General features: G+C 68.1%; 17 protein-coding genes. 12 read left to right on the forward strand and 5 right to left on the reverse strand.

Translation table 11 applies throughout. From position 1 onward, the window contains the following. The first annotated feature begins 3 nt into the window (after positions 1-3). Positions 4-1,806: a hypothetical protein gene (locus tag AB0I19_RS17750; RefSeq protein WP_357149963.1), complete on the forward strand. Its 1,803-nt coding sequence runs from the start codon at positions 4-6 to the stop codon at positions 1,804-1,806. Here AB0I19_RS17750 and AB0I19_RS17755 read toward each other — a convergent pair. After that, the gene (locus AB0I19_RS17755; RefSeq protein ID WP_357149966.1) at positions 1,800-3,770 is read right to left on the reverse strand and encodes a glycoside hydrolase family 15 protein; all 1,971 of its coding nucleotides are present in this window, start codon (positions 3,768-3,770) and stop codon (positions 1,800-1,802) included. The genes AB0I19_RS17750 and AB0I19_RS17755 overlap by 7 nt on opposite strands. A gap of 96 nt (positions 3,771-3,866) precedes the next feature. On the opposite strand from AB0I19_RS17755, the gene AB0I19_RS17760 reads away from it, so the two are divergent. Continuing rightward, positions 3,867-4,106 carry a hypothetical protein gene (locus AB0I19_RS17760; RefSeq protein ID WP_067642389.1) on the forward strand — a complete coding sequence of 80 codons (240 nt, stop codon included), beginning with the start codon at positions 3,867-3,869 and terminating at the stop codon, positions 4,104-4,106. Between the two features lie 113 nt (positions 4,107-4,219). Here AB0I19_RS17760 and AB0I19_RS17765 read toward each other — a convergent pair whose 3' ends face one another. After that, positions 4,220-5,269: a M48 family metallopeptidase gene (locus AB0I19_RS17765; protein WP_067642332.1), complete on the reverse strand. Its 1,050-nt coding sequence runs from the start codon at positions 5,267-5,269 to the stop codon at positions 4,220-4,222. 72 nt (positions 5,270-5,341) lie between these two features. Between AB0I19_RS17765 and AB0I19_RS17770 the strand changes: the two genes are divergently transcribed. The 7 genes from AB0I19_RS17770 (at position 5,342) to AB0I19_RS17800 (ending at position 12,329) form a co-directional block, all read left to right on the forward strand. Continuing rightward, on the forward strand, positions 5,342-5,431 hold the full coding sequence (locus AB0I19_RS17770) for an Ms4533A family Cys-rich leader peptide (protein ID WP_341805469.1): 90 nt from the start codon (positions 5,342-5,344) through the stop codon (positions 5,429-5,431). 181 nt (positions 5,432-5,612) lie between these two features. Further along, on the forward strand, positions 5,613-6,662 hold the full coding sequence (locus AB0I19_RS17775; protein ID WP_357149969.1) for a sulfate ABC transporter substrate-binding protein: 1,050 nt from the start codon (positions 5,613-5,615) through the stop codon (positions 6,660-6,662). A 110-nt stretch (positions 6,663-6,772) separates the two neighbouring features. Further along, the gene (gene cysT, locus AB0I19_RS17780; RefSeq protein WP_357150168.1) at positions 6,773-7,609 is read left to right on the forward strand and encodes a sulfate ABC transporter permease subunit CysT; all 837 of its coding nucleotides are present in this window, start codon (positions 6,773-6,775) and stop codon (positions 7,607-7,609) included. Further along, positions 7,606-8,412, forward strand: a complete 807-nt coding sequence (gene cysW / locus AB0I19_RS17785) for a sulfate ABC transporter permease subunit CysW (protein WP_067486645.1) — start codon at positions 7,606-7,608, stop codon at positions 8,410-8,412. The genes cysT and cysW overlap by 4 nt, the downstream gene beginning before the upstream one ends. After that, positions 8,409-9,404, forward strand: coding sequence for a sulfate ABC transporter ATP-binding protein (locus tag AB0I19_RS17790; RefSeq protein ID WP_067486649.1), 996 nt, complete (start codon positions 8,409-8,411; stop codon positions 9,402-9,404). The genes cysW and AB0I19_RS17790 overlap by 4 nt, the downstream gene beginning before the upstream one ends. Positions 9,405-9,719: 315 nt before the next feature. Then, the gene (locus AB0I19_RS17795; RefSeq protein WP_067486652.1) at positions 9,720-10,724 is read left to right on the forward strand and encodes a diiron oxygenase; all 1,005 of its coding nucleotides are present in this window, start codon (positions 9,720-9,722) and stop codon (positions 10,722-10,724) included. 12 nt (positions 10,725-10,736) lie between these two features. Beyond that, the gene (locus tag AB0I19_RS17800) at positions 10,737-12,329 is read left to right on the forward strand and encodes an FAD-dependent oxidoreductase (protein WP_357149972.1); all 1,593 of its coding nucleotides are present in this window, start codon (positions 10,737-10,739) and stop codon (positions 12,327-12,329) included. Between the two features lie 71 nt (positions 12,330-12,400). On the opposite strand, the gene AB0I19_RS17805 is transcribed toward AB0I19_RS17800, so the two are convergent. Continuing rightward, positions 12,401-13,162, reverse strand: coding sequence for a glucose 1-dehydrogenase (locus AB0I19_RS17805; RefSeq protein WP_181698366.1), 762 nt, complete (start codon positions 13,160-13,162; stop codon positions 12,401-12,403). Positions 13,163-13,687: 525 nt separating this feature from the next. Here AB0I19_RS17805 and AB0I19_RS17810 point away from each other — a divergent pair. Together AB0I19_RS17810 and AB0I19_RS17815 are read left to right on the forward strand one after the other, a co-directional pair. Then, positions 13,688-15,796 carry an Hsp70 family protein gene (locus AB0I19_RS17810; protein ID WP_357149975.1) on the forward strand — a complete coding sequence of 703 codons (2,109 nt, stop codon included), beginning with the start codon at positions 13,688-13,690 and terminating at the stop codon, positions 15,794-15,796. 628 nt (positions 15,797-16,424) lie between these two features. Then, on the forward strand, positions 16,425-17,219 hold the full coding sequence (locus tag AB0I19_RS17815; RefSeq protein ID WP_357149978.1) for an HAD family hydrolase: 795 nt from the start codon (positions 16,425-16,427) through the stop codon (positions 17,217-17,219). A gap of 2 nt (positions 17,220-17,221) precedes the next feature. Here AB0I19_RS17815 and AB0I19_RS17820 read toward each other — a convergent pair whose 3' ends face one another. Continuing rightward, positions 17,222-17,644, reverse strand: coding sequence for a VOC family protein (locus AB0I19_RS17820; protein WP_357149981.1), 423 nt, complete (start codon positions 17,642-17,644; stop codon positions 17,222-17,224). 92 nt (positions 17,645-17,736) lie between these two features. Between AB0I19_RS17820 and AB0I19_RS17825 the strand changes: the two genes are divergently transcribed. Beyond that, positions 17,737-18,699: a WYL domain-containing protein gene (locus AB0I19_RS17825; protein WP_357149984.1), complete on the forward strand. Its 963-nt coding sequence runs from the start codon at positions 17,737-17,739 to the stop codon at positions 18,697-18,699. Here the strand turns inward: AB0I19_RS17825 and AB0I19_RS17830 are convergent. Further along, a complete protein-coding gene (locus AB0I19_RS17830; RefSeq protein ID WP_357149987.1) occupies positions 18,673-19,032 on the reverse strand; it encodes a hypothetical protein in 360 nt (119 codons plus the stop codon). The two genes, AB0I19_RS17825 and AB0I19_RS17830, sit on opposite strands and share 27 nt — an antisense overlap. Between the last annotated feature and the right edge of the window lie 65 nt (positions 19,033-19,097).

The following is a 19,097-nucleotide window of genomic DNA, read 5'->3' on the forward strand; positions in this document are numbered from 1 at the left end:
AGGTTGTCTGCCGCGACCGGACTGCAGACCGCGACGGTAAAGCACCCGGACGCGATGGCACCGGTGGTCTCGCTCGTCGACGAATTGCGGGACCTGGTCCGCTCCGGCGGGCGCGACGACCTCGATGCCCGCCTCGGCATGGTGCGGGCAAGGCTCACCGATCCCCGGGTGCGCATGGTCGTCGTCGGCGAACCGGGCGCCGGGATGAGCACCCTGGTCAACAGCATGGTCGGCACCCCGGTCAGCGCCACCGACGGCAAGCCGAGCGTGCCGGTGATCGTCGAATACGGCCGGACACCGACCGCGACGCTGGTGAAGTCGGATCCGCGCGGGCGGATGGAGCGCGTGCCGGTCGACCCGCTCGACCCCGGCCCGGCGCTGATCTCGCTCGGTGTCGTGCGCGCCGAATTCGCCGAGCCGAGCCCCCTGCTCGCCGACGGCCTCGTGGTGATGGACGCACCGGGAGCGACCACCCACGACAAAGCGGCCTGGTCGATGATCGCCGCCGCCGACGTGGTCCTCTACGCCACCGATTCGGCCGCCGAACTCTCCCCGGCGCAGCTGGACTATCTGCGCCGCGTCGAACGGGTCTGCCCGTCGGTGGTGTGTGTGCTCACCAAGATCGACCGCAACCCGCACTGGTCGCTCACCCAGCGCCGCAACCGGGTCCTGCTCGACGAAGCGGGCCTGAACTTCGCTGTCGCCCCCGTGTCGGCGGTGCTGCACCGCCAGGCGGGCGAGACCCGTGACCCGCAGCGCGATATCGAATCCGGGGTGCCCCAGCTCATCGATCATCTGCGCGAATTCGTGGTCGCCCGCGCCGATTCGGTCGCGGTGACCGCGGCGGTGCGCGATATCGCGCTCGTCACCGACCAGCTCACCGTCACCCTGCGCGCCGAGGCCGACACCCTGCGCGACCCCCGCCGCCGCGCCGAGATCACGCAGCGACTGGCCGCCGCCCGCACCGAGGCCGATCAGCTGCGTCAGCGCACCGCCACCTGGCAGGTCACCCTGGTCGACGGCAGCGCCGAACTGGGCGCCGATATCGAACACGACCTGCGCCATCGCCTGCGCAGCCTGGTCCGCGAGGCCGAGGCCGAGATCTCGCGGATCGACCCGGCGCGCAAGTGGGCCGATTTCGCCACCGAACTCGACGCGCGGATCTGTGAGGCGGTCGAGGAGAACTTCGTGATGGCGCACTACCGTGCCGTCGAGCTGTCCGAGCAGGTGGCCGCGAAGTTCCCACCCGACAACCGCACCCCGCCGCTGCCGGAACTGCGGCTCACCAATCCGGGCGAGGTGCTCGAACCGGTGCAGCCGCTGGAACCGTTGGAGAGCGCCAAAGCCGGTGTGGGACAGCAGTTCCTGTCCGCCCTGCGCGGCTCCTACGGCGGCATCCTGATGGTGGGTCTTGCCACCAGCCTGCTCGGTATGTCACTGGTGAACTGGTACTCGGCGGGCGCGGGCGTGCTGCTCGGTGTGAACGCGCTGTGGGACGACCGGCGAAACCGCAAGCAGCGCAGGCAGGCCGAGGCCAAGGTGGCCGTCGCCCGGCTCGCCGACGACGTGATCTTCCAGGTGGGCAAGGAGTCCCGCAACCGGCTGCGCACGCTGCAGCGGGTGCTGCGCGACCACTACACCGAGATCGCCGCCGAGGTCTCGCGCACCGCAGAGGAGGCACTGCGCGCCGCCGAGGAGACCGGGCTGCGCTACGGCGACCACCGCGAGCTGCGCCTCACCGAGATCGACGCCGGACTGCGCACGGTGGCCGCGCTGCGCGCACGGGCCGAGAAACTCGCCTACTGACTCGACTGGTGTACCGGGGTGTGGGCCGGCTGGAACTGACCGGCCTGGCGTGAGTCCTCGGCCCGGATCACATGGGTCACCGCGTTGATGAGAGCCAGGTGGGTGAACGCCTGCGGGTAGTTGCCCAGGTGCCTGCCAGTGCGCGGATCGATCTCCTCGGCGTAGAGCCGTAGCGGGCTCGCCAGCCCGAGCAGCCGTTCGCACAGGTGGGTGGCGCGTTCGAGTTCGCCGATCTCCACCAGCGCCGACACCAGCCAGAACGAGCAGATCGTGAAAGTGCCCTCCTCGCCGGACAACCCGTCGTCGGTGGTGTCGGTGTCGTAGCGCAGGACCAGCCCGGACACGGTGAGCCGGTCGGCGATGGCGAGCACCGTGGCCCGCACCCGCGGGTCGTCGGCGGGCAGGAACCGGGTGAGCACGATCAGCAGCAGGGAGGCGTCGAGAGTGGTGCCGCCATAGGTCTGGGTGAACACCCCGTCGGCATCGACGCCGTTGGCCAGGACGTCCTCGCGGATCTCCTCGGCGATCTCGAACCAGCGCGTCGCGTGGGTGTGCTTGCCGTGCAGCTGTGCCAGCCGGGCGCCACGGTCGAGCGCCACCCAGCACATCACCTTCGACGCGGTGAAGTGCTGCGGTTCGCCGCGTACCTCCCAGATGCCGCGATCGGGCTCGCGCCAGTGGTCGATCGCCGCGTTCACCGTGCGTTCGAGCATGGGCCACAACGAGTCCGGCACCTGCTGGCGCGATTTCATGTGCAGGTACACCGCGTCGAGCATGGTGCCCCAGATGTCGTGCTGGTCCTGGTCGTAGGCGGCGTTGCCGATCCGGACCGGCTGGGAGTAGTCGTAGCCCGACAGCTCGGGCAACGTTTCCTCGGTGAGGTGGCGTTCGCCGCCGATACCGTAGAGCACCTGCAGGGGGACGGCGTCGCCGTTGTCGCCGGTGGTCACGTCGTTGAGGAAGTTGAAGAAGTCGTCGGCCTCGTGGTCGAGACCGAGGGTGTACAAGCCCCACAGCGCGAAACTCGAGTCACGCACCCAGGTGTAGCGGTAGTCCCAATTGCGTTCGCCGCCAGGGGTTTCCGGAAGTGACGTGGTCGGCGCGGCGAGCAGGGCGCCGGTGGGGGCGTAGGTGAGGCCCTTGAGGGTCAGTGCGCTGCGCTGCAGATAGTTGCGCCACGGGTGGTCGGGGAAATCACCGAGGGTGATCCAGCGCCGCCAGCACTCGGCCGTGGTCCACATCTTGTCGGCCGCCTCGTCGAAGGTGGCGGGCGCGGGCAGTTCCGACCACGTGAGCGCGACGAATCTGTTGTCGCCCTCGCTGAGCCTGGTCCGCGCCCGCGCCTCGCGGCCCTCCAACCCGAGCCGCAGATCGGTGGTGAGGGTCAGGCTCGGGCAGGAGTCGTCGGCGGCGCACGACGCGGTGGCCTGCTCGTAGACCTTGCCGGTGTACTCCCAGCGCGCGCCGTCGCGGTGGTAGTCGAACGACGGCTCGCAGCTCAACTCCAGTTCCACCGTGCCGCTCACACACTTCACCGTCCGCAGCAGGATGTGCTCGGCGTCCCAGTCCATCGGCGTGCGGCGGAAGCTGCGCGAACGCGAGGTGGTGTTGTGCCACGGGCCGAGAACAAGCGCGTCGCGCACGATCATCCAGCCGGTCTCGGTCTGCCAGGTCGTCTCCAGGATCATCCCGCCCGGCAGATAACGCCGCGCGGCGGGCACGTGCACGCCGTACGGGCCGATCCGGAAGTGACCTGCGGCACGATCGAGGACGGCGCCGAACACGCTCGGCGAGTCCGGCCGCGGCACACACATCCACTCCACCGAGCCGCTGCTGGCGATCAGGCAGTTGGTCTCGCAGTCGGACAGGAAGGCGTAGTCGTCGATCGGTGGGAAGGCGCCTCGTCGACCACTCGAGAGCACCGGCGTCAGAATCGGCAGGCTGTCTTCGTGAGAAGAGGGCATACCCCATGATCTGTGCGATGTCGGCCCGCGTCCACCGCACCGGGTAAACCGCCCGGTCGTGAGGGGTGTTCACGACGACCGACTAGGGTGGTCGTCGTGCAACGGATCGCAGGATGGTGGGACGGCTTCGAACTGTGGGTGGCCGGGCTGCCGTTCATTCCCCAATTCCTCGTCGTCCTGGTCGGCATGGTCCCGATCAGCTTCGCCATCGCCTACGGCCTCGACCGCGCCCTGCGCGCGATCTTCCGGGCGCTCGGCCGCGACGACCGCCCCGAGCTCGCACCCGTCCCGGCGCCCGCTCCGGCACGCCCCACCGTCGGCAGCGGAGCACGCTGATGCCACGTTCGCGCGTTCAGCTCGCCCTCGTCGCCCTGCTCGTCCTGGTCGTCATCGCCTGGTTCTTCACCAGGTGACCGGCGCGCGCCGATAGCGCACACCGGTCGGCCGGATCAGTTCTTACGCCAGTCGTCGAAACGTTTGCCCAGGTCGGCGACGGTACGGCCGACTTCCTGGCCGACGGTGTTCACCGCCGATCCCACATCGCGCCCCAGATCGCGCACGGTGCGCACCAGCATGTCCTCGGACTGGTCGAACGACTCGCGGTAGTGGCGGGCCGCCTCCTTCACCTCGTCGCTGATGCGCGCGTTGCGATCCTGCTCGCGTCGCGGATAGGTGCCCGAGAGCACCCGGTCGTATTCGCCGGACTGGATCCAGCGACGCAGTTCGGCGGCACGCAGCACCGAGAACGGATGCGACTGCAACTCCAGATTGAGCAGCTTGAGCACCCCGTCGCGCAGGTCGCCCGACCGCAGGTAGTCGTCGGCCTGGTCGAGGAAGGCGCCGTGGTTCATCTCCTTCAGCCAGGCGCCGCCCGCCGTCTTCATGTGCACGCGCACCGAGGCGTCCACGTCCTGGCAGCACAGCAGTCCCGCGCGGTCACCGGACAGTTCGGACTTGCGGCTCCACTCCATCAGCGCCGCGACGATCGCGCGCAGCGCCCAGCCACCCACCGGCATCCAGCCCACCGAGGCCGACAACCGCATCAGATGCATCAGCATCGTGCGATACACGGCGTGCCCGGACAGCGCGTGCCCGAGTTCGTGCCCGACGACGAACCGCAGCTCCTCGGTGTCCATCAGCTCGAGCAAGCCGGTGGTGAGCACGATGAACGGCTTGTCCATCCCGATGGTGAAGGCGTTCACCGACGGGTCCTGCAGCACGAACATCTCCGGCGTGACCTGCGCGTCGAGCACGCCAACACAGTCGGCGCGCAACTGGTGCAGGGTGCGGAACTGGCGATCGTCGACCCGCACCGCGGTGGCCAGGTAGAGCAACCGGTGCTGGCGTTCCCGCAGCAGGCTCGACAGTGCGCGCAGCACCGTATCGAACCCGCTCAGCGACCGCAGGGTCACCAGCGCGGTGCGGTCGGCCGGGTGCTCCCAGGTGCGCGTGCTGATCTCCGGAAAACGTGTCCGGACCCGGTCAGGAGCCATGGTCATGGCTGAAATCCCCCCTCGTTGTTGAACTCTCGTCGATGTGAACCATCTCGTGCAGTCTGTTAGAGTCTGCCTGTGTTGTCGAGCGTCGTTCCGCAGATCCGCCATGAGCTGGCGTTGATCGCGGTCGGCAACCTCGCTGTCGCCGACATCCTCTGTCGCTGATCCGGCCACCGGACACGTCCCCGCGTGCGCGCCGACTAGACTGGCGCGCGCTTTCCTTTCGCAGTCGTAGTCCGGCACGGCCGGGGCTCACCGGGCCGAGTCGCGCCCACTGTCGACAAGAGCAAACCCTGCGGCAACGAAAGAAGTTGCGCGGCAGGTCTTTCCCGAAAGGTTCATCCCGATGTCTCGCAGCACCTGGATCGGTTCGCCTCGCCGTGCCGCCGCGCTCGCCTGCACGCTCGTCGCGGCGATGACGCTGAGCGCGTGCGGCGGCGGGGTCAGCGACTCGACCGACGACAGTGTGGCGGTGGCCGACGGGAGCGGGGGCACCATCACGCTCTACGCCTACGCCGTACCCAAGCCTGGCTTCGACGCCCTTGTTCCCGAGTTCAACAAGACAGAAGCCGGCGACGGTGTCGCGGTCCGCGTATCCTACGGTGCGTCGGGAGACCAGTCCCGCAAGGTCAGAGACGGCGCCGAGGCCGATGTGGTGAACTTCTCCCTCGAGCCGGACATGACCCGCCTGGTCGACGCGGGTCTGGTGGAGGAGAGCTGGAACGCCGACGCCGGCCGGGGCATCGCCTTCGGTTCCGTCGTCACGATGGTGGTCCGTGAGGGCAACCCCAAAGGCATCAGGGACTGGGACGACCTGCTGAAGTCCGGCGTCGAGGTCGTCACTCCCAACCCGTTCAGTTCCGGCTCGGCCAAGTGGAACCTGCTCGCGCCGTATGCCGCCAAGAGCGAGGGCGGGAAGAACCCGCAGGCAGGCCTGGACTACCTGACCCAGCTGATCTCCGAGCATGTCGAGGTGCAGCCGAAGTCCGGCCGCGAAGCCACCGAGACCTTCCTGCAGGGCACCGGTGACGTGCTGCTGAGCTACGAGAACGAGGCCATCTTCGCCGAGCGCAACGGTGAGCCGATCGAACATGTGAACCCGCCGGTCACCATCAAGATCGAGAACCCGGTCGCGGTGCTGAAGCACTCCGCGAACATGACCCAGGCGCTCGCGTTCCGCGACTTCCTGTTCACCCCGCAGGGGCAGCGCGCCTGGGCACGGGAAGGCTTCCGCCCGGTCGACCCTGCCGTGGCCGCCGAGTTCACCGCCGACTTCCCGCAACCGGCCACACTCTGGACCATCGACGACCTCGGCGGCTGGAAAACGGTCAACAAGGAACTGTTCACACAGGGCACCGGCAAGATCGCCGTCGTCTACGACCAGGCGACCAGGTAAGCCGTGACCCAGCGCACACGAGATACTGGACAACTGTGACTGACAGCAGTGGGCACGCCGGAAGCGGGGATATCTCCAGCCCCGACGCCGCCGCCGAAGCCCTGGAACCCATAGCGACCAAGCCGCCGGGCCGGCGTTGGTCGTGGCTGCGCGTCACCGGCTCGGTCGGCCCGCTCGCCATCGCCACTGCCGTGATGTGGCTCAGCGTGATCGTGCTGTTGCCTCTCGCCGCGCTCACGGTCAGCTCGTTCGAACGCGGGTGGTCCGGCTTCTGGGCTGCGATCACCGCCCCCACGGCGCTGGATTCGCTGCGGGTGACGATCGGTGTCTCGGTGATCGTGGCCGTACTCAACGTCGTGATGGGCACCCTCATCGCCTGGGTGCTCGTGCGTGACGAATTTCCCGGCAAGGGCATCGTCAACGCACTGATCGATCTGCCGTTCGCGCTGCCGACGATCGTGGCCTCCATCGTGCTGCTCTCGCTGTACGGCCCGAGCAGCCCGGTCGACATCCACCTCAACGCCACTCAGCCAGGCCTGATCGTGGCGCTGGCGTTTGTGACCTTGCCGTTCGTCGTGCGGTCGGTGCAGCCGGTGCTGATCGAGGTCGACCGTGAGGTGGAGCAGGCCGCGCTCTCGCTTGGCGCGAACAACTGGATCACCTTCCGGCGCATCGTGCTGCCCACACTGGCGCCGGCGATCATCTCCGGTGGCGGCCTGGCTTTCGCCCGCGCGATCGGCGAATACGGTTCGGTGGTCCTGATCGGGGGCAACATCCCGCGCGAAACCCAGGTGACTTCGCAGTACATTCAGCAGCAGATCGAGATGGACCGGCCGGTCAACGCGGCCGCGGTGTCGGTGGCTCTGCTCGTCATCGCCTTCGCCACGCTGCTGGTACTGCGGCTGCTGGCCGAGCGCACCGCCCGCAAAGAAGAGGCGGCCCGATGAAACTGTCCGCGTTCACGAGGATCTCGCTGCGCACGGTCGCGCTCGGATACCTGCTCATTCTGCTGGTGCTGCCGCTGGTCGTCATCCTGTGGCGCACCTTCGAACGCGGGATCGGCGCATTCTACGACTCCATCACCACTCCCGCGGCGATCTCGGCCTTCCAGGTCTCGCTGCTCATCGTGGCTATCGTCGTGCCACTGAACGTGGTCTTCGGAGTCGTCACCGCGCTGGCGCTGGTGCGGAGCAAGTTCCCGGGGCGCAGCTTGGTGCAGGGCATCGTCGATCTGCCCTTCGCCGCCTCGCCTGTCGTCGTCGGCGTCGCCCTGATCCTGCTGTGGGGTGCGGGCGGCTGGTTCGGTGGCCTGCGCGACCTCGGCTTCCAGGTGATCTTCAGCCTGCCGGGCATGGTGCTGGCCACCATCTTCGTCACCTTGCCGTTCGTGGTGCGCGAGGTGGAGCCGGTGCTGCACGAGATCGGTGACGACCAGGAACAGGCCGCGGCCACTCTCGGTGCGTCCGCGGCGCAGACCTTCTGGCGGATCACACTGCCCGCGATCCGGTGGGGCCTGACCTACGGCATCGTGCTCACGGTGGCCCGCGCGCTCGGCGAATTCGGCGCGGTGATCATGGTCTCTACTGCACTGCCCGGCAAATCCCAGACGTTGACGCTGCTGGTGCACGGCCGCTACATCGACGACCACAACACCTTCGGCGCCTACAGCGCGGCCACCCTCCTGATGGGCATGGCGCTGGTCGTACTCCTCCTGATGACTCTTCTCGAACGCAAGCGGGGCACCGAATGATCACCGTGACCAACGCGCGCAAGAACTACGGTTCCTTCGCCGCTCTCGACGACGTCAGCATCGACATCCCCTCCGGCGAGCTGACCGCTCTGCTCGGCCCGTCCGGTTCGGGCAAGTCCACCCTGCTGCGCTCGATCGCCGGCTTGGAGAATCTGGATTCCGGCGTCGTGGTCATCGCGGGCAACGACGTCACCCACGTGCCGCCGCAGAAGCGCGACATCGGCTTCGTGTTCCAGCACTACGCCGCGTTCAAGCACATGACCGTGCGCGACAACGTCGCCTTCGGCCTCACGATCCGCAAGCGGCCGAAGAAGGAGATCGACAAGCGCGTCGACGAGCTGCTCGGCATCGTCGGCCTCGACGGTTTCCAGCACCGCTACCCGGCGCAGCTCTCGGGTGGTCAGCGTCAGCGCATGGCACTGGCCCGCGCGCTCGCCGTCGACCCGCAGGTGCTGCTGCTCGACGAGCCGTTCGGCGCGCTCGACGCCAAGGTGCGCACCGATCTGCGCCAGTGGCTGCGCAGGCTGCACGACGAGGTCCACGTGACCACCGTGCTGGTCACCCACGACCAGGAGGAAGCCCTCGACGTGGCCGACCGGATCGCGGTGATGAACAAGGGCCGCATCGAGCAGGTCGGTTCGCCCGAGGAGGTCTACGACCGGCCCGCCAACGAGTTCGTGATGTCGTTCCTCGGCGCGGTCGCCCGGCTCAACGGTCACCTGGTCCGCCCGCACGACATCCGCATCGGTCGCGATCCGAGCATGGCGCTGGCCGAGCACGAGGGCACCGCCGAGTCGGCCGGGGTCACCCGGGCCACCGTCGAACGCATCGTCCGGCTGGGTTTCGAGGTCCGCCTCGAATTGCGCAATGCCGCGACCGGCGATCAGTTCGCCGCGCAGGTGACGCGCGGTGACGCCGCCGCCCTCCGGCTCAACGAGGGCGAGACCGTCTACGCCCGCGCCACCCGGATCCCGGACCTGCCGCAAGCCTGAGAGCGCTTCGGCGAAGGCCCCGCGACAGCCGTCGCGGGGCCTTCGCTCTTGTATGGATCACCGCAGGTAGTCGGTACCGCCGGTCCCGCGACGCGCCCGCCACGAAGAATTTTCCCGATCTCACCACGTGGTCTCACAGACTGTGCATGACACGGTGTCACAGGTAGAGGCGTTTTTACTGGTGAGTAGCTTGTCCGGCCACCGCGTCGACGCGCACGCGGGCCGGATTCCAGGGGTTCGCGGAGTTGACGTGACCACTCGTAGGTGTAACTATTGGAAACAGTAAACGTCCCTTGAGGAGAGGCAGTGACGACGATGTCTGCGCCCACCAACCCTGACGTCGATCCTGTAGTCGCGGAGGCTCAGGCGTACGCCGAGAAGTTGCTGATGCTGTCCGAGGCTTCGGTGAATCGCCACTTCGACCCGTTCGAGGACATCGACTGGGACAACCCCGAATTCGATCCGGACTACAAGCCGGAGCGCTGGGTGCTTGTCACCTCCGCCGACCCGATCGGTCGCCACCCCTGGTACCAGGCCCTGCCGTTGGACGAGAAGATCGCCATCGGCAAGGTTCGCCAGGCCAATGTCGCCAAGGTCGGCCTGCAGTTCGAGGCCATCCTGATCATCGGCATGATGCAGCACATCTTCAACCTGAAGAACAACGATCCGGAATTCCGGTACTGCTCGCACGAGATGATCGAAGAGCACAACCACACCCTGATGTTCCAGGAGATGGTGAACCGCGTCGCCGACGTGCCGGGCATGAACCCGCTCGTGCGTCAGCTGCGCCACCTGGCCGCCCCGGCCGGTGCGCTGTTCCCGAACTTCTTCTTCATGGCCGTGCTCGCCGGCGAGGAGCCGATCGACCACATCCAGAAGGACATCCTGCGCTCGGGTGACGACATCCACCCGATCATGCGCGGCGTGATGGCGATCCACGTGGCCGAGGAAGCTCGCCACATCTCCTTCGCCCACGAGTTCCTGAAGAAGAACGTGCCCGCGCAGCCCGCGGTCAACAAGTTCGTGCTGTCGATCGCCATGCCGATCGTCATGTTCGTGCTCGGCCGCGCCATCGCGACCCCGCCGAAGACCTTCTTCAAGCAGTTCGAGATGCCCAAGGCGGTCCGCAAGGAACTGTTCTACGGCTCCAAGGAGGCCAAGCAGGTCTTCGCGGACTACTTCATCGACGTGCGCGCCCTGGCCGAGGAGATCGGTCTGATGAACCCGGTCGCCAAGAAGGTGTGGAAGCTGCTCGGCATCGATGGTCCGTCGAGCCGCTACCGTTCCGAGCCCAAGCGCTCCGCGAAGCACGCCGCCTGAGACGATAAATAGATGCCCTACGTTGTAACCCAGTCGTGCTGTAGCGACGCCTCGTGCGTCTACGCATGCCCGGTGAACTGCATTCATCCGACCCCGGATGAGCCGGACTTCCGTACGGCGGAGATGCTCTACGTCGACCCGGCCGCGTGTGTGGACTGCGGCGCCTGTGCCACCGCGTGCCCGGTCGACGCGATCACCTCCTCGAAGAAACTCACCGAAGAGCAAAAGCCCTTCATCGAGATCAACGCCGACTTCTACCGGGTGCAGCGCACGCGTCCCACGCTGGCCGCCCCGGTGATGCCGCCGGCCATCGACACCGAGCGCTCGCCGCTGCGGGTGGCGATCGTCGGGTCGGGACCGTCGGCGATGTACGCCGCCGACGAGCTGCTCACCCAGCCCCGGGTGGCGGTGACCATGTTCGACCGGTTGCCGCAGGCCTACGGCCTGGCCCGCCTCGGCGTCGCGCCCGACCACAAGCGCACCCGCAAGGTCGCCGACCTGTTCGACGTGATGTCGACGCAGGACGACTTCGGCACCTACCTCGATGTCGAGATCGGCACGCACATCAGCCACGCCGAACTGCTCGAGCACTTCCACGCGGTGATCTACGCGGTCGGCGCGTCGGCGGATCGCAAGCTGAACATCCCCGGTGAGGGGCTGCCCGGCAACGTGTCGGCCACCGACTTCGTCGCCTGGTACAACGGTCATCCCGACCACGCCGAGGACCAGTTCGATCTGAACCAGAAGCGCGTCGTGATCGTCGGCAACGGCAACGTCGCCCTCGACGTGGCCCGCATCCTGACCGTCGACCCGGCCACCCTCGCCGATACCGACATCGCGCCCTACGCCCTGAAGGCGTTGCGCGAGAGCAAGATCGAAGAGGTGGTCGTGCTCGGCCGCCGCGGTCCGGCCGAGTCGGCGTTCACGGTGCCCGAGTTCGTCGGCCTGCTTGCCGCCGATATCGACATCGCGATCGAGGGCGAGCTGCCGCCGGTGACCCCGGATCTGCCCTACAAGGTGGAGCAGAAGCTGCGTCTGCTGCACAGCGTGGCGCAGCGCCCGTTCGGTGACCGCAAGCGCATCGTGTTCCGGTACCTGTCCTCACCTGTGGAGATCCTCGGCGCCGAGACGGTGACCGGCGTGCGGGTCGAGCGCAACGAGCTGGTCACCGACGCCGAAGGTCGTACCAGCGCGGTGCCGACCGGCGACACCGAACTCCTGGAAGCGGGTGTCGTGCTCACCTCGGTGGGTTATCGAGGCGTGCCGACCAAGGACCTGCCGTTCGACGACGCGCGCGGCGTGATCCCGAACGAGGCGGGTCGGGTGCTCGACGCTCCCGGCGGCGATGTCGTGGCGGGAACGTATGTCACCGGCTGGATCAAGCGTGGTCCCACCGGGTTCATCGGCACCAACAAGTCCTGTGCACAGGAAACCGTGCAGCAGCTCGCCGACGACTTCAACCGGGGCGCGCTGCGTGACCCGGCGCGTGCTGCGGGCGAGTTCGACAAGCTGGTGCGTTCGCGTCGTCCGCAGGCGGTGGCCGGTGGGGCCGCCGCACCGCGCGCGGCGAGTGGCGGCATCAAGCGCCTGCTCGCTCGCGGCTGATCGAACAGCCGAAGGCCCGTTACACCGACTGCGCGGTGTAACGGGCCTTCGTCGTTCTCACCGAACGGTGCTCACTGTGCGGTGAAACCGCCGTCGACGGTCACCGCGGCGCCCGTGACGAACGATGCCTCGGCGCTGAGCAGGAACGCGCACAGCGCCGCGATCTCGGCGGGCTGCGCGATACGCCCGATCGGGTGCAACGCCGCGATCGCCGCTTCGCCCTCGGGAGTGGCGCCCATCGACGCGCGGAACGCCGGGGTGTCGACCGCGCCGGAGACCAGCGCGTTCACCCGCACACCGGCAGCCGCGGTTTCCAGCGCCACCGACTTCGTCAGCCCGACCACGCCGTGCTTGGCCGCCACATAGGGCGCCACCGAGGCCATCCCGACCACGCCGAGGTTGGAGGCGTTGTTCAGGATGGCGCCTCCGCCGGAGGCGATGATCGCGGGGACCTGGTGCCGCAAGCCGTAGAACACGCCGGTGAGGTTCAGTTCCAGGTCGGCGCGCCAGGCGTCGTCACCGATCTCGGCGACCGGCCCGAAGGCGTTCACCGCACCCGCGTTGTTGAAGGCGGCGTCGAGCCTGCCGTACTCGGTGAGCGCGGCCTGGGTGAGCCGCTCGACGTCGGCGTCGACGGTGACGTCGGTCGGCACGAACAGCGCGCGCCCGCCCTCGGCCCGGATCTGCTCGGCGACCTGCTCGCCCTGGTCCTTGCCCCGGGCGCCGAGTACGACGGCCGCACCCTCGGCCGCGACCCGCAGCGCCACCGCCTTGCCGACGCCGGAGCTGGCGCCGGTGACGAGGACGACCTGGTCGGCGAAACGAGTGGACATGCGTAGTACCTTCTCTCCCTTGATGTTTCGGAGTCCGTGTGGATCGGCCTCCCGGACTTCGAGTCAACCGTCGGGGAGCGGTGCGTGCTGGCGGGTTTCGGCCGTTGCGTTGACATGTCACGCTTTCCGGGGGTTATACAAATCGAGCTTTTGGTTTTCCCGGTACGGGTATGCGAACTCGCAGTAAATGAATTGATTACCAGTCGGTAATTACTGTCGCAGCCGCGATAACAAACCGAAAGAATGTATTTTCGATCGACTTCGGGCGATTACTCCCGGGTAGCTGCTTCTCGGAGTCTGTAAGCGCTCGCGCGGACGTTCAGGGGACTGGACGGTCGACCTCATGGGGTACTACCTGCGAATATGCGGACTTTTGCATCCGAGGGGGAGTGTCGGGTATCAATCTCACAGCAATTCGGCCATGTTGCCGTTAATCTAGGCGAGCTGTTTGGAAGACGACCGCGGCCACATGAGTGCGCTCGCGTGCTGGACGTGGTCACGGTGCGTTGACGGGATAGCAAAACAATGACCAGAGGTCTGGGTTTGAGCATCGGCACGGTCAATGCGATTTCGGCGGTTGTCGCCGAGGATCCGGCCAAGCCGACGGTACGCACACGCCGTACCGCCCTCACATTCGACGAAGCGGGCCGCCCCCGCATCGGCGCGATCAACGAATTCGCCTCGGCGATCACGGATTTCGCGGACCTGAGCCGCGAACCGGAGCCGATGGTGATCGCGGGGCGCTTCTACTCCGCCACCAACCTGATCGCCGCCGTTGCCACGGGGCTCATCGAACTGGCCGAGCCGGCCGCCGGGGTGGTGCTCACCTACCCGGCCACCTACACCGAGAAGCAGGTCGCCCTGCTCGGTCAGGCATTACACCTGGCGGGTGCCGGTCAGGTGCTGCTCGCGCCCGAACCGGTGGCTGCCGCCGAATGGCTCGAAGTCGAACACGGGCCGCTCACACCGGGTTTCGTACTCGTCTACGACCTGGGCGCCAACAGCCTCGACCTCACCGTGCTGCGCGTCGGTCCCGACTGGCCGCACCACCCGATGGTCGGTACACCCGTGCGGTCCACGGACTTCGGCGGAAAGCCGCTGGGCGAGATGGTCGCCCGGTACGCCGTCGAGTCACGCAACGGCCGCGCCACGGCGACACTCACCTCGATGGTGAACACCGACAGCCTGCGCGCCGAACACATTCGCGACACCTTCCCGCTGGTCAGCCGAACCGTTGCCGCCGCGGGCCTGCGACTGGCCGACATCTCGCGCATCCTGCTCGTCGGCGGGGCCACGCGGCCGCCGGAGGTGGCGCGCACCCTCGCCGAGCTCGGCGTCCCGCTGGTGACCGTGGCCGATCCCGGTCAGGTCGTCGCGGCGGGTGCGGCTGCCCTGGCCGCACGCACCTTCGCACCGGCCCAGCAGAGCGGCAACTCGGCGCCGCACGTGGCCGTCTTCTCCAGCGCCGCCGTGGTTTCCGCGCTCGCGATGTCGGCGATGACGGTGTTCGGCAGCCCGTTCGATCCCGGCCTGACACCCGTCCTCGAACGGTTCCCGGCCCTCGGCGCCCCCGCCGACGCCCTGCTCTACGACATGAGCGCCGACCTGCTCGCCGCCCAGACCACGGGACTGGTCAACACGATCGACCCCGTCACCGGCAAGGTGCGCGTCGTCAGCGCGGCCGCGCGCACCGCGTACGAGATGATCGTGGGTGCGGCGTCGGGGGCACCCGCGCGTGGGGCAGCGCAGGCGGATTCCGATGGTGGCGAACGGTTCCGGGCCGGCGGCGGCGACTGCCGTTCCCCCGTCCTGGCTCGCACGTCGTATGGCGACCCCGCCCACTTCGTCAACCCGCTGCCGTTCGACAAACCCTCCGCCGAGTCGCCGACCAACCCCGGCCCCGGGCCCATCACCAACCCCGGCCCCATCAGCGACCCCGGCCCGATCACCGGTGTCCCCTCGCCGGGATCGCCCAATTCCGGAATTCCCGCCGCCGGAGCCCCGACCCTTCCCGGCGATACCTCCCTCCCGGTGCCCGGCACCGGTGCTCCCGACACCTCGCCTCCCGCCACAGGTGGCATCGATATCGGCGTGTCCGACGGAATCGGCAGCGGTGCGGGGACTTCCGACAACCCGTACAACCCCGGCGGTACCGGCGGCATCCCATCCGGCGGCACGTCCGGCGGCTATCCAGGCGGTACCGGCGGCACCGATTCGGGTACGTCGACCGGCGGAACGTCGGGCGGCGTCTCCGGCGGGACATCCGGTGGCGCGTCGGGTGGGACCTCCGGCGGAACATCGGGTGGGACTTCCGGCGGAACATCGGGTGGGACTTCCGGCGGTTCGGACGCAGGCGGTTCCACGGGCGGCGCCTCGGGTGGTGACTCCGGCGGATCCAGCTCCGGGGGCACGTCCGGCGACAGCAGCTCCGGCGGGTCCACGTCGGGCGGAACGTCCGGTGGCTCGACCTCCGGTGGCACGTCGGGCGGTTCGACTTCGGGTGGTACCTCGGGCGGTTCGACTTCAGGTGGTACCTCGGGCGGTTCGACCTCGGGTGGCACCTCCGGCGGCAGCGACTCCGGTGGCTCGTCCGGCGGCGACGGCGGTGGAGATGGCGGCGGTTCGCGCCGCTGAGGGCGAAGACAGTACGTCGGGCGGCGGCAGACAACACGTCGGGTGGCGGCAGATGCCGAGCGGCGGAGCGCATTTGTCGGGCGGCGGCGGACGCCGAGCGGCGGCAAGCATTTCGTCGAGCGGCGGCAGATGCCGAGCGGCGGCGGGCCTTTCGTCGGGCGGCGGCATACATCGAGCGGCGGCGGAGCATCCTGGATCTACGTGGCGCCAGGTTGAAAGCCTTGGGCCGCAACGTGTTGCGCTCAGGTGCTATCCGCGACCGCTGCCGCACACTGACACCGGTGACTCTATCGGCAATCTGCCAGGTCGAGCATGCAGGTGATCCGATGCTTTAAGGATCTGCGTCCGGGGTTCCGCTAGGGGCTGCCGGATCTACTGTTGGTCGCGCAGCCCGGACTGTTCGGCGGCATCGGCCCGACGGTGCGACCACGCTGCTTCCGCACGTGCGCCCCAACACGACTCGCTGCGGCGGCGGGTGCCGTCGCCTCCATAGGTGCTGGAGGGACCGGCCGGCGCCCGCTGAGAGGCCAAGGGGTAGAGAGGATTCGGCTGCGCGGGCTGGAGCAAGGGTGCGTCAAGGGCGGTGAATTCCAGGGTGGATCGAGGTGGTGGCGGGCAGAATGGGTGAATGGCTGCACTCGGGGGAGCGCCGAAATTGATCGCGCTCGATATCGACGGGACTTTGCTGGAGTCCGGTTGCCCCATCAGCGGGCGGGTGGTCGCGGCGGTGCGGGCGGCGGTGGCAGCGGGGTCGCATGTGGTGGTGACGACCGGGCGGACCGTGCTCACCACCCGGCCGGTATTGCGCGAACTCGGGCTCATCGAGGGGCACGCGCTGTGTTCCAACGGTGCGGTGCAGATCGACGTGGCACGTGGTGAACCCGTCGCGGTGGAACTTTTCGACCCGGCACCCGCCGTCGGCGCGTTGCGAGCGCTGTTTCCCGAGATGATCTTCGCCGCCGAGCGGGTCGGCGTCGGCATCTGGGCGACGGGGCACAGTCCGGGGGAGTACTCGATCGGTGATTTCCAGCTCGTCGACCACCACGTGCTCAGCAGCGAACCCACACCCCGTCTCAACGGCTGGTGGCCCGGTGGCGACGTCGCGGAGATGGTGCGCCAGCTCGACCGCCTCGTTGTGCCCGAAACATCGTGGGTCCACGGTGAATTCGGGCCGTGGCTCACCGTCTCACGCCGAGGCGTGTCGAAAGGCTGGGCGCTGGAACGCCTCCGGTCGGCGCTCGGCGTCGACGCCTCGGCGACGCTCGCCATCGGCGACGGCTTCAACGATCGCGAAATGCTGCGCTGGGCCGCACATTCGGTGGCCATGACGGGCTCACCCGACGACGTGCTCGCCATGGCCGACGAGGTCACCGGTCACGTCACCGAGGACGGTGTCGCCACCGTCCTCGAGCGCTGGTTCTGAGCTCAGGAGCTCACCGCCGCCGCCCGCGCGGCCGTCATCGCCACGAAATGCGGGTTGTACATGATGCCGAGGACGTTGCCGAAGGGATCGAGGACCGACGCCGTCACGAAACCCGCTCCGTCGCCGTGCTCGGTGATTGGTTCGTATTCGGTGGCGCCGAGTTCGAGCAGCCGGGTGAGGGTGGCGGCGAGATCGTCGACGTGCCAGTACACGATTCCGCCGCCACCGGGTGCGTTGCGGGCACCGGCCGGTGCGTAGGCCCGGTTGATGATGCCGAGTTCGTCCTGCCCCGGGCCGAGCCGGAACTCGTAGTAGCCGCCCGGAACCTCGTAATACGGTGCGAGGCCGAGGAATTCGGTGTACCAGTCCTTGGCGGCGGTGAGGTCGTCGGCGTAGTAGGTGGTGGTGGCCATTCCGCGCAACATGTCTGCTCCTGAGTCGGTGTGCTGGTGTTTCCCTGAACTCTGCCAGGCAAAGTGCTCACCGAATGAGCACTTTCTTCGGCAGAATCGTGGGTATGCGAGCGGACCGATTGGTGGCGACCCTGTTGTTCATGCAGGCGCGAGGCCGGGTGACGGCGGCCGAGGTCGCCGCCGAACTCGAGGTGTCGGTGGCGACGGCTCGCCGCGATCTCGAGGCTCTCTCGGCGGCGGGCATTCCGGTGTATCCGCAAGCCGGACGCGGCGGTGGATGGTCGCTGATCGGTGGCGCGCGCACCGACCTGTCCGGACTCACGGCCGGGGAGACCAGGGCGCTGTTCCTGCTCGCGGGCCCGGCGGCCGCCGCGGCTCCCGAGGTGAAGTCCGCCTTGCGCAAATTGGTCAGGGCCTTGCCGCAGACCTTCCGTGCCGACGCCGCGGCAGCCGCCGACGCGGTGGTCGTCGACCCGGCACGCTGGGGAAGGCCCGACCCGCGACCACCCGCCGTCCTCGACACGTTGCAGCGTGCCGTGGTCGATCGACGACGCGTCCGCATCGAATACGAGCGGGCGGGACAGCGCACGATGCGCACCGTCGACCCGTGGGGCCTGGTCGAGAAGGAAACGATCTGGTACCTGCTCGCAGGGACCGAGCGAGGGCAGCGCACCTTCCGTCTCGACCGCATCGGCGCGGTGACCGTTCTCGACGAACCCGCCGAGCGACCAGCCGACTTCGACTTGCATGCCGAGTGGTCCCGGGTGGTCGACCGGATGGAGCAACGCCGCTCGGCTGTCGCCGCCCGCGTCGCGGTGTCCGAGCGTCTTGCTCCCATCCTCGCCGATCAGCAGGGTCGCAACTGCACCCTGGTCGGCAGCACCGACGACGGCCGGGTGCTGGCCGAGATCACCGCCGACACCCCCAAGATGGTCGCCCGCCAACTCGCGGGCTGGGCGGGCGACGTGGAGGTGCTCGGCCCCGCCGAGGTGAAAGCCGAATTGGCGGCTATCGGCACGGAACTGGTGCGCGCCAACAGTTCACAACCGGGTGAACCCGGTCAATAGCGGTCGCACGGTCACCGCGCCGACCGGGCCCGACCGCAATCCCTCGAGCACCGCGTCCGACATCTCCCCGAAGGTCTCGAACGACTCGATGGTGCAGTGCGCCATCACGTCCTGGATGTAGGGGTCCGACATCTGCCAGTGCGCGAGAACCGCTTCCGAGTCCGGATAGAGCTGGAAGCTGTGCGCCAGCCCGGCCTCGGCATCGAGAAAGACCTGCACCATCAGTTGCGGTCCGTGCTCTCGGACGAAGGCGACGGCCCGCCGCACCGCCTCACTGAACTCTTCGGTGTGCCCTTCGGTGATCCGCATGGTGTTGTGAAACAGGATGCTCATGAGGTCATCGTGAAACCTCGAGCGAGGTTGATGTCAAGGCTGTCGTCCGGTGCTTCGGCGAACGG

It is taken from the genome of Nocardia sp. NPDC050413, assembly GCF_040655475.1.
Taxonomy (GTDB): domain Bacteria; phylum Actinomycetota; class Actinomycetes; order Mycobacteriales; family Mycobacteriaceae; genus Nocardia; species Nocardia coubleae.

Bases quoted from the DNA above. Each gene is read 5' to 3' on its own strand.
- AB0I19_RS17765 (WP_067642332.1), bottom strand. From the start codon at position 5,269: ATGACCATGGCTCCTGACCGGGTCCGGACACGTTTTCCGGAGATCAGC.
- AB0I19_RS17815 (WP_357149978.1), top strand. From the start codon at position 16,425: ATGGCTGCACTCGGGGGAGCGCCGAAATTGATCGCGCTCGATATCGAC.
- AB0I19_RS17825 (WP_357149984.1), top strand. From the start codon at position 17,737: ATGCGAGCGGACCGATTGGTGGCGACCCTGTTGTTCATGCAGGCGCGA.
- AB0I19_RS17755 (WP_357149966.1), bottom strand. From the start codon at position 3,770: ATGCCCTCTTCTCACGAAGACAGCCTGCCGATTCTGACGCCGGTGCTC.
- AB0I19_RS17800 (WP_357149972.1), top strand. From the start codon at position 10,737: ATGCCCTACGTTGTAACCCAGTCGTGCTGTAGCGACGCCTCGTGCGTC.
- AB0I19_RS17830 (WP_357149987.1), bottom strand. From the start codon at position 19,032: ATGAGCATCCTGTTTCACAACACCATGCGGATCACCGAAGGGCACACC.
- AB0I19_RS17810 (WP_357149975.1), top strand. From the start codon at position 13,688: ATGACCAGAGGTCTGGGTTTGAGCATCGGCACGGTCAATGCGATTTCG.
- AB0I19_RS17790 (WP_067486649.1), top strand. From the start codon at position 8,409: ATGATCACCGTGACCAACGCGCGCAAGAACTACGGTTCCTTCGCCGCT.
- AB0I19_RS17795 (WP_067486652.1), top strand. From the start codon at position 9,720: ATGTCTGCGCCCACCAACCCTGACGTCGATCCTGTAGTCGCGGAGGCT.
- AB0I19_RS17805 (WP_181698366.1), bottom strand. From the start codon at position 13,162: ATGTCCACTCGTTTCGCCGACCAGGTCGTCCTCGTCACCGGCGCCAGC.
- AB0I19_RS17775 (WP_357149969.1), top strand. From the start codon at position 5,613: ATGTCTCGCAGCACCTGGATCGGTTCGCCTCGCCGTGCCGCCGCGCTC.
- cysW (WP_067486645.1), top strand. From the start codon at position 7,606: ATGAAACTGTCCGCGTTCACGAGGATCTCGCTGCGCACGGTCGCGCTC.
- AB0I19_RS17820 (WP_357149981.1), bottom strand. From the start codon at position 17,644: ATGTTGCGCGGAATGGCCACCACCACCTACTACGCCGACGACCTCACC.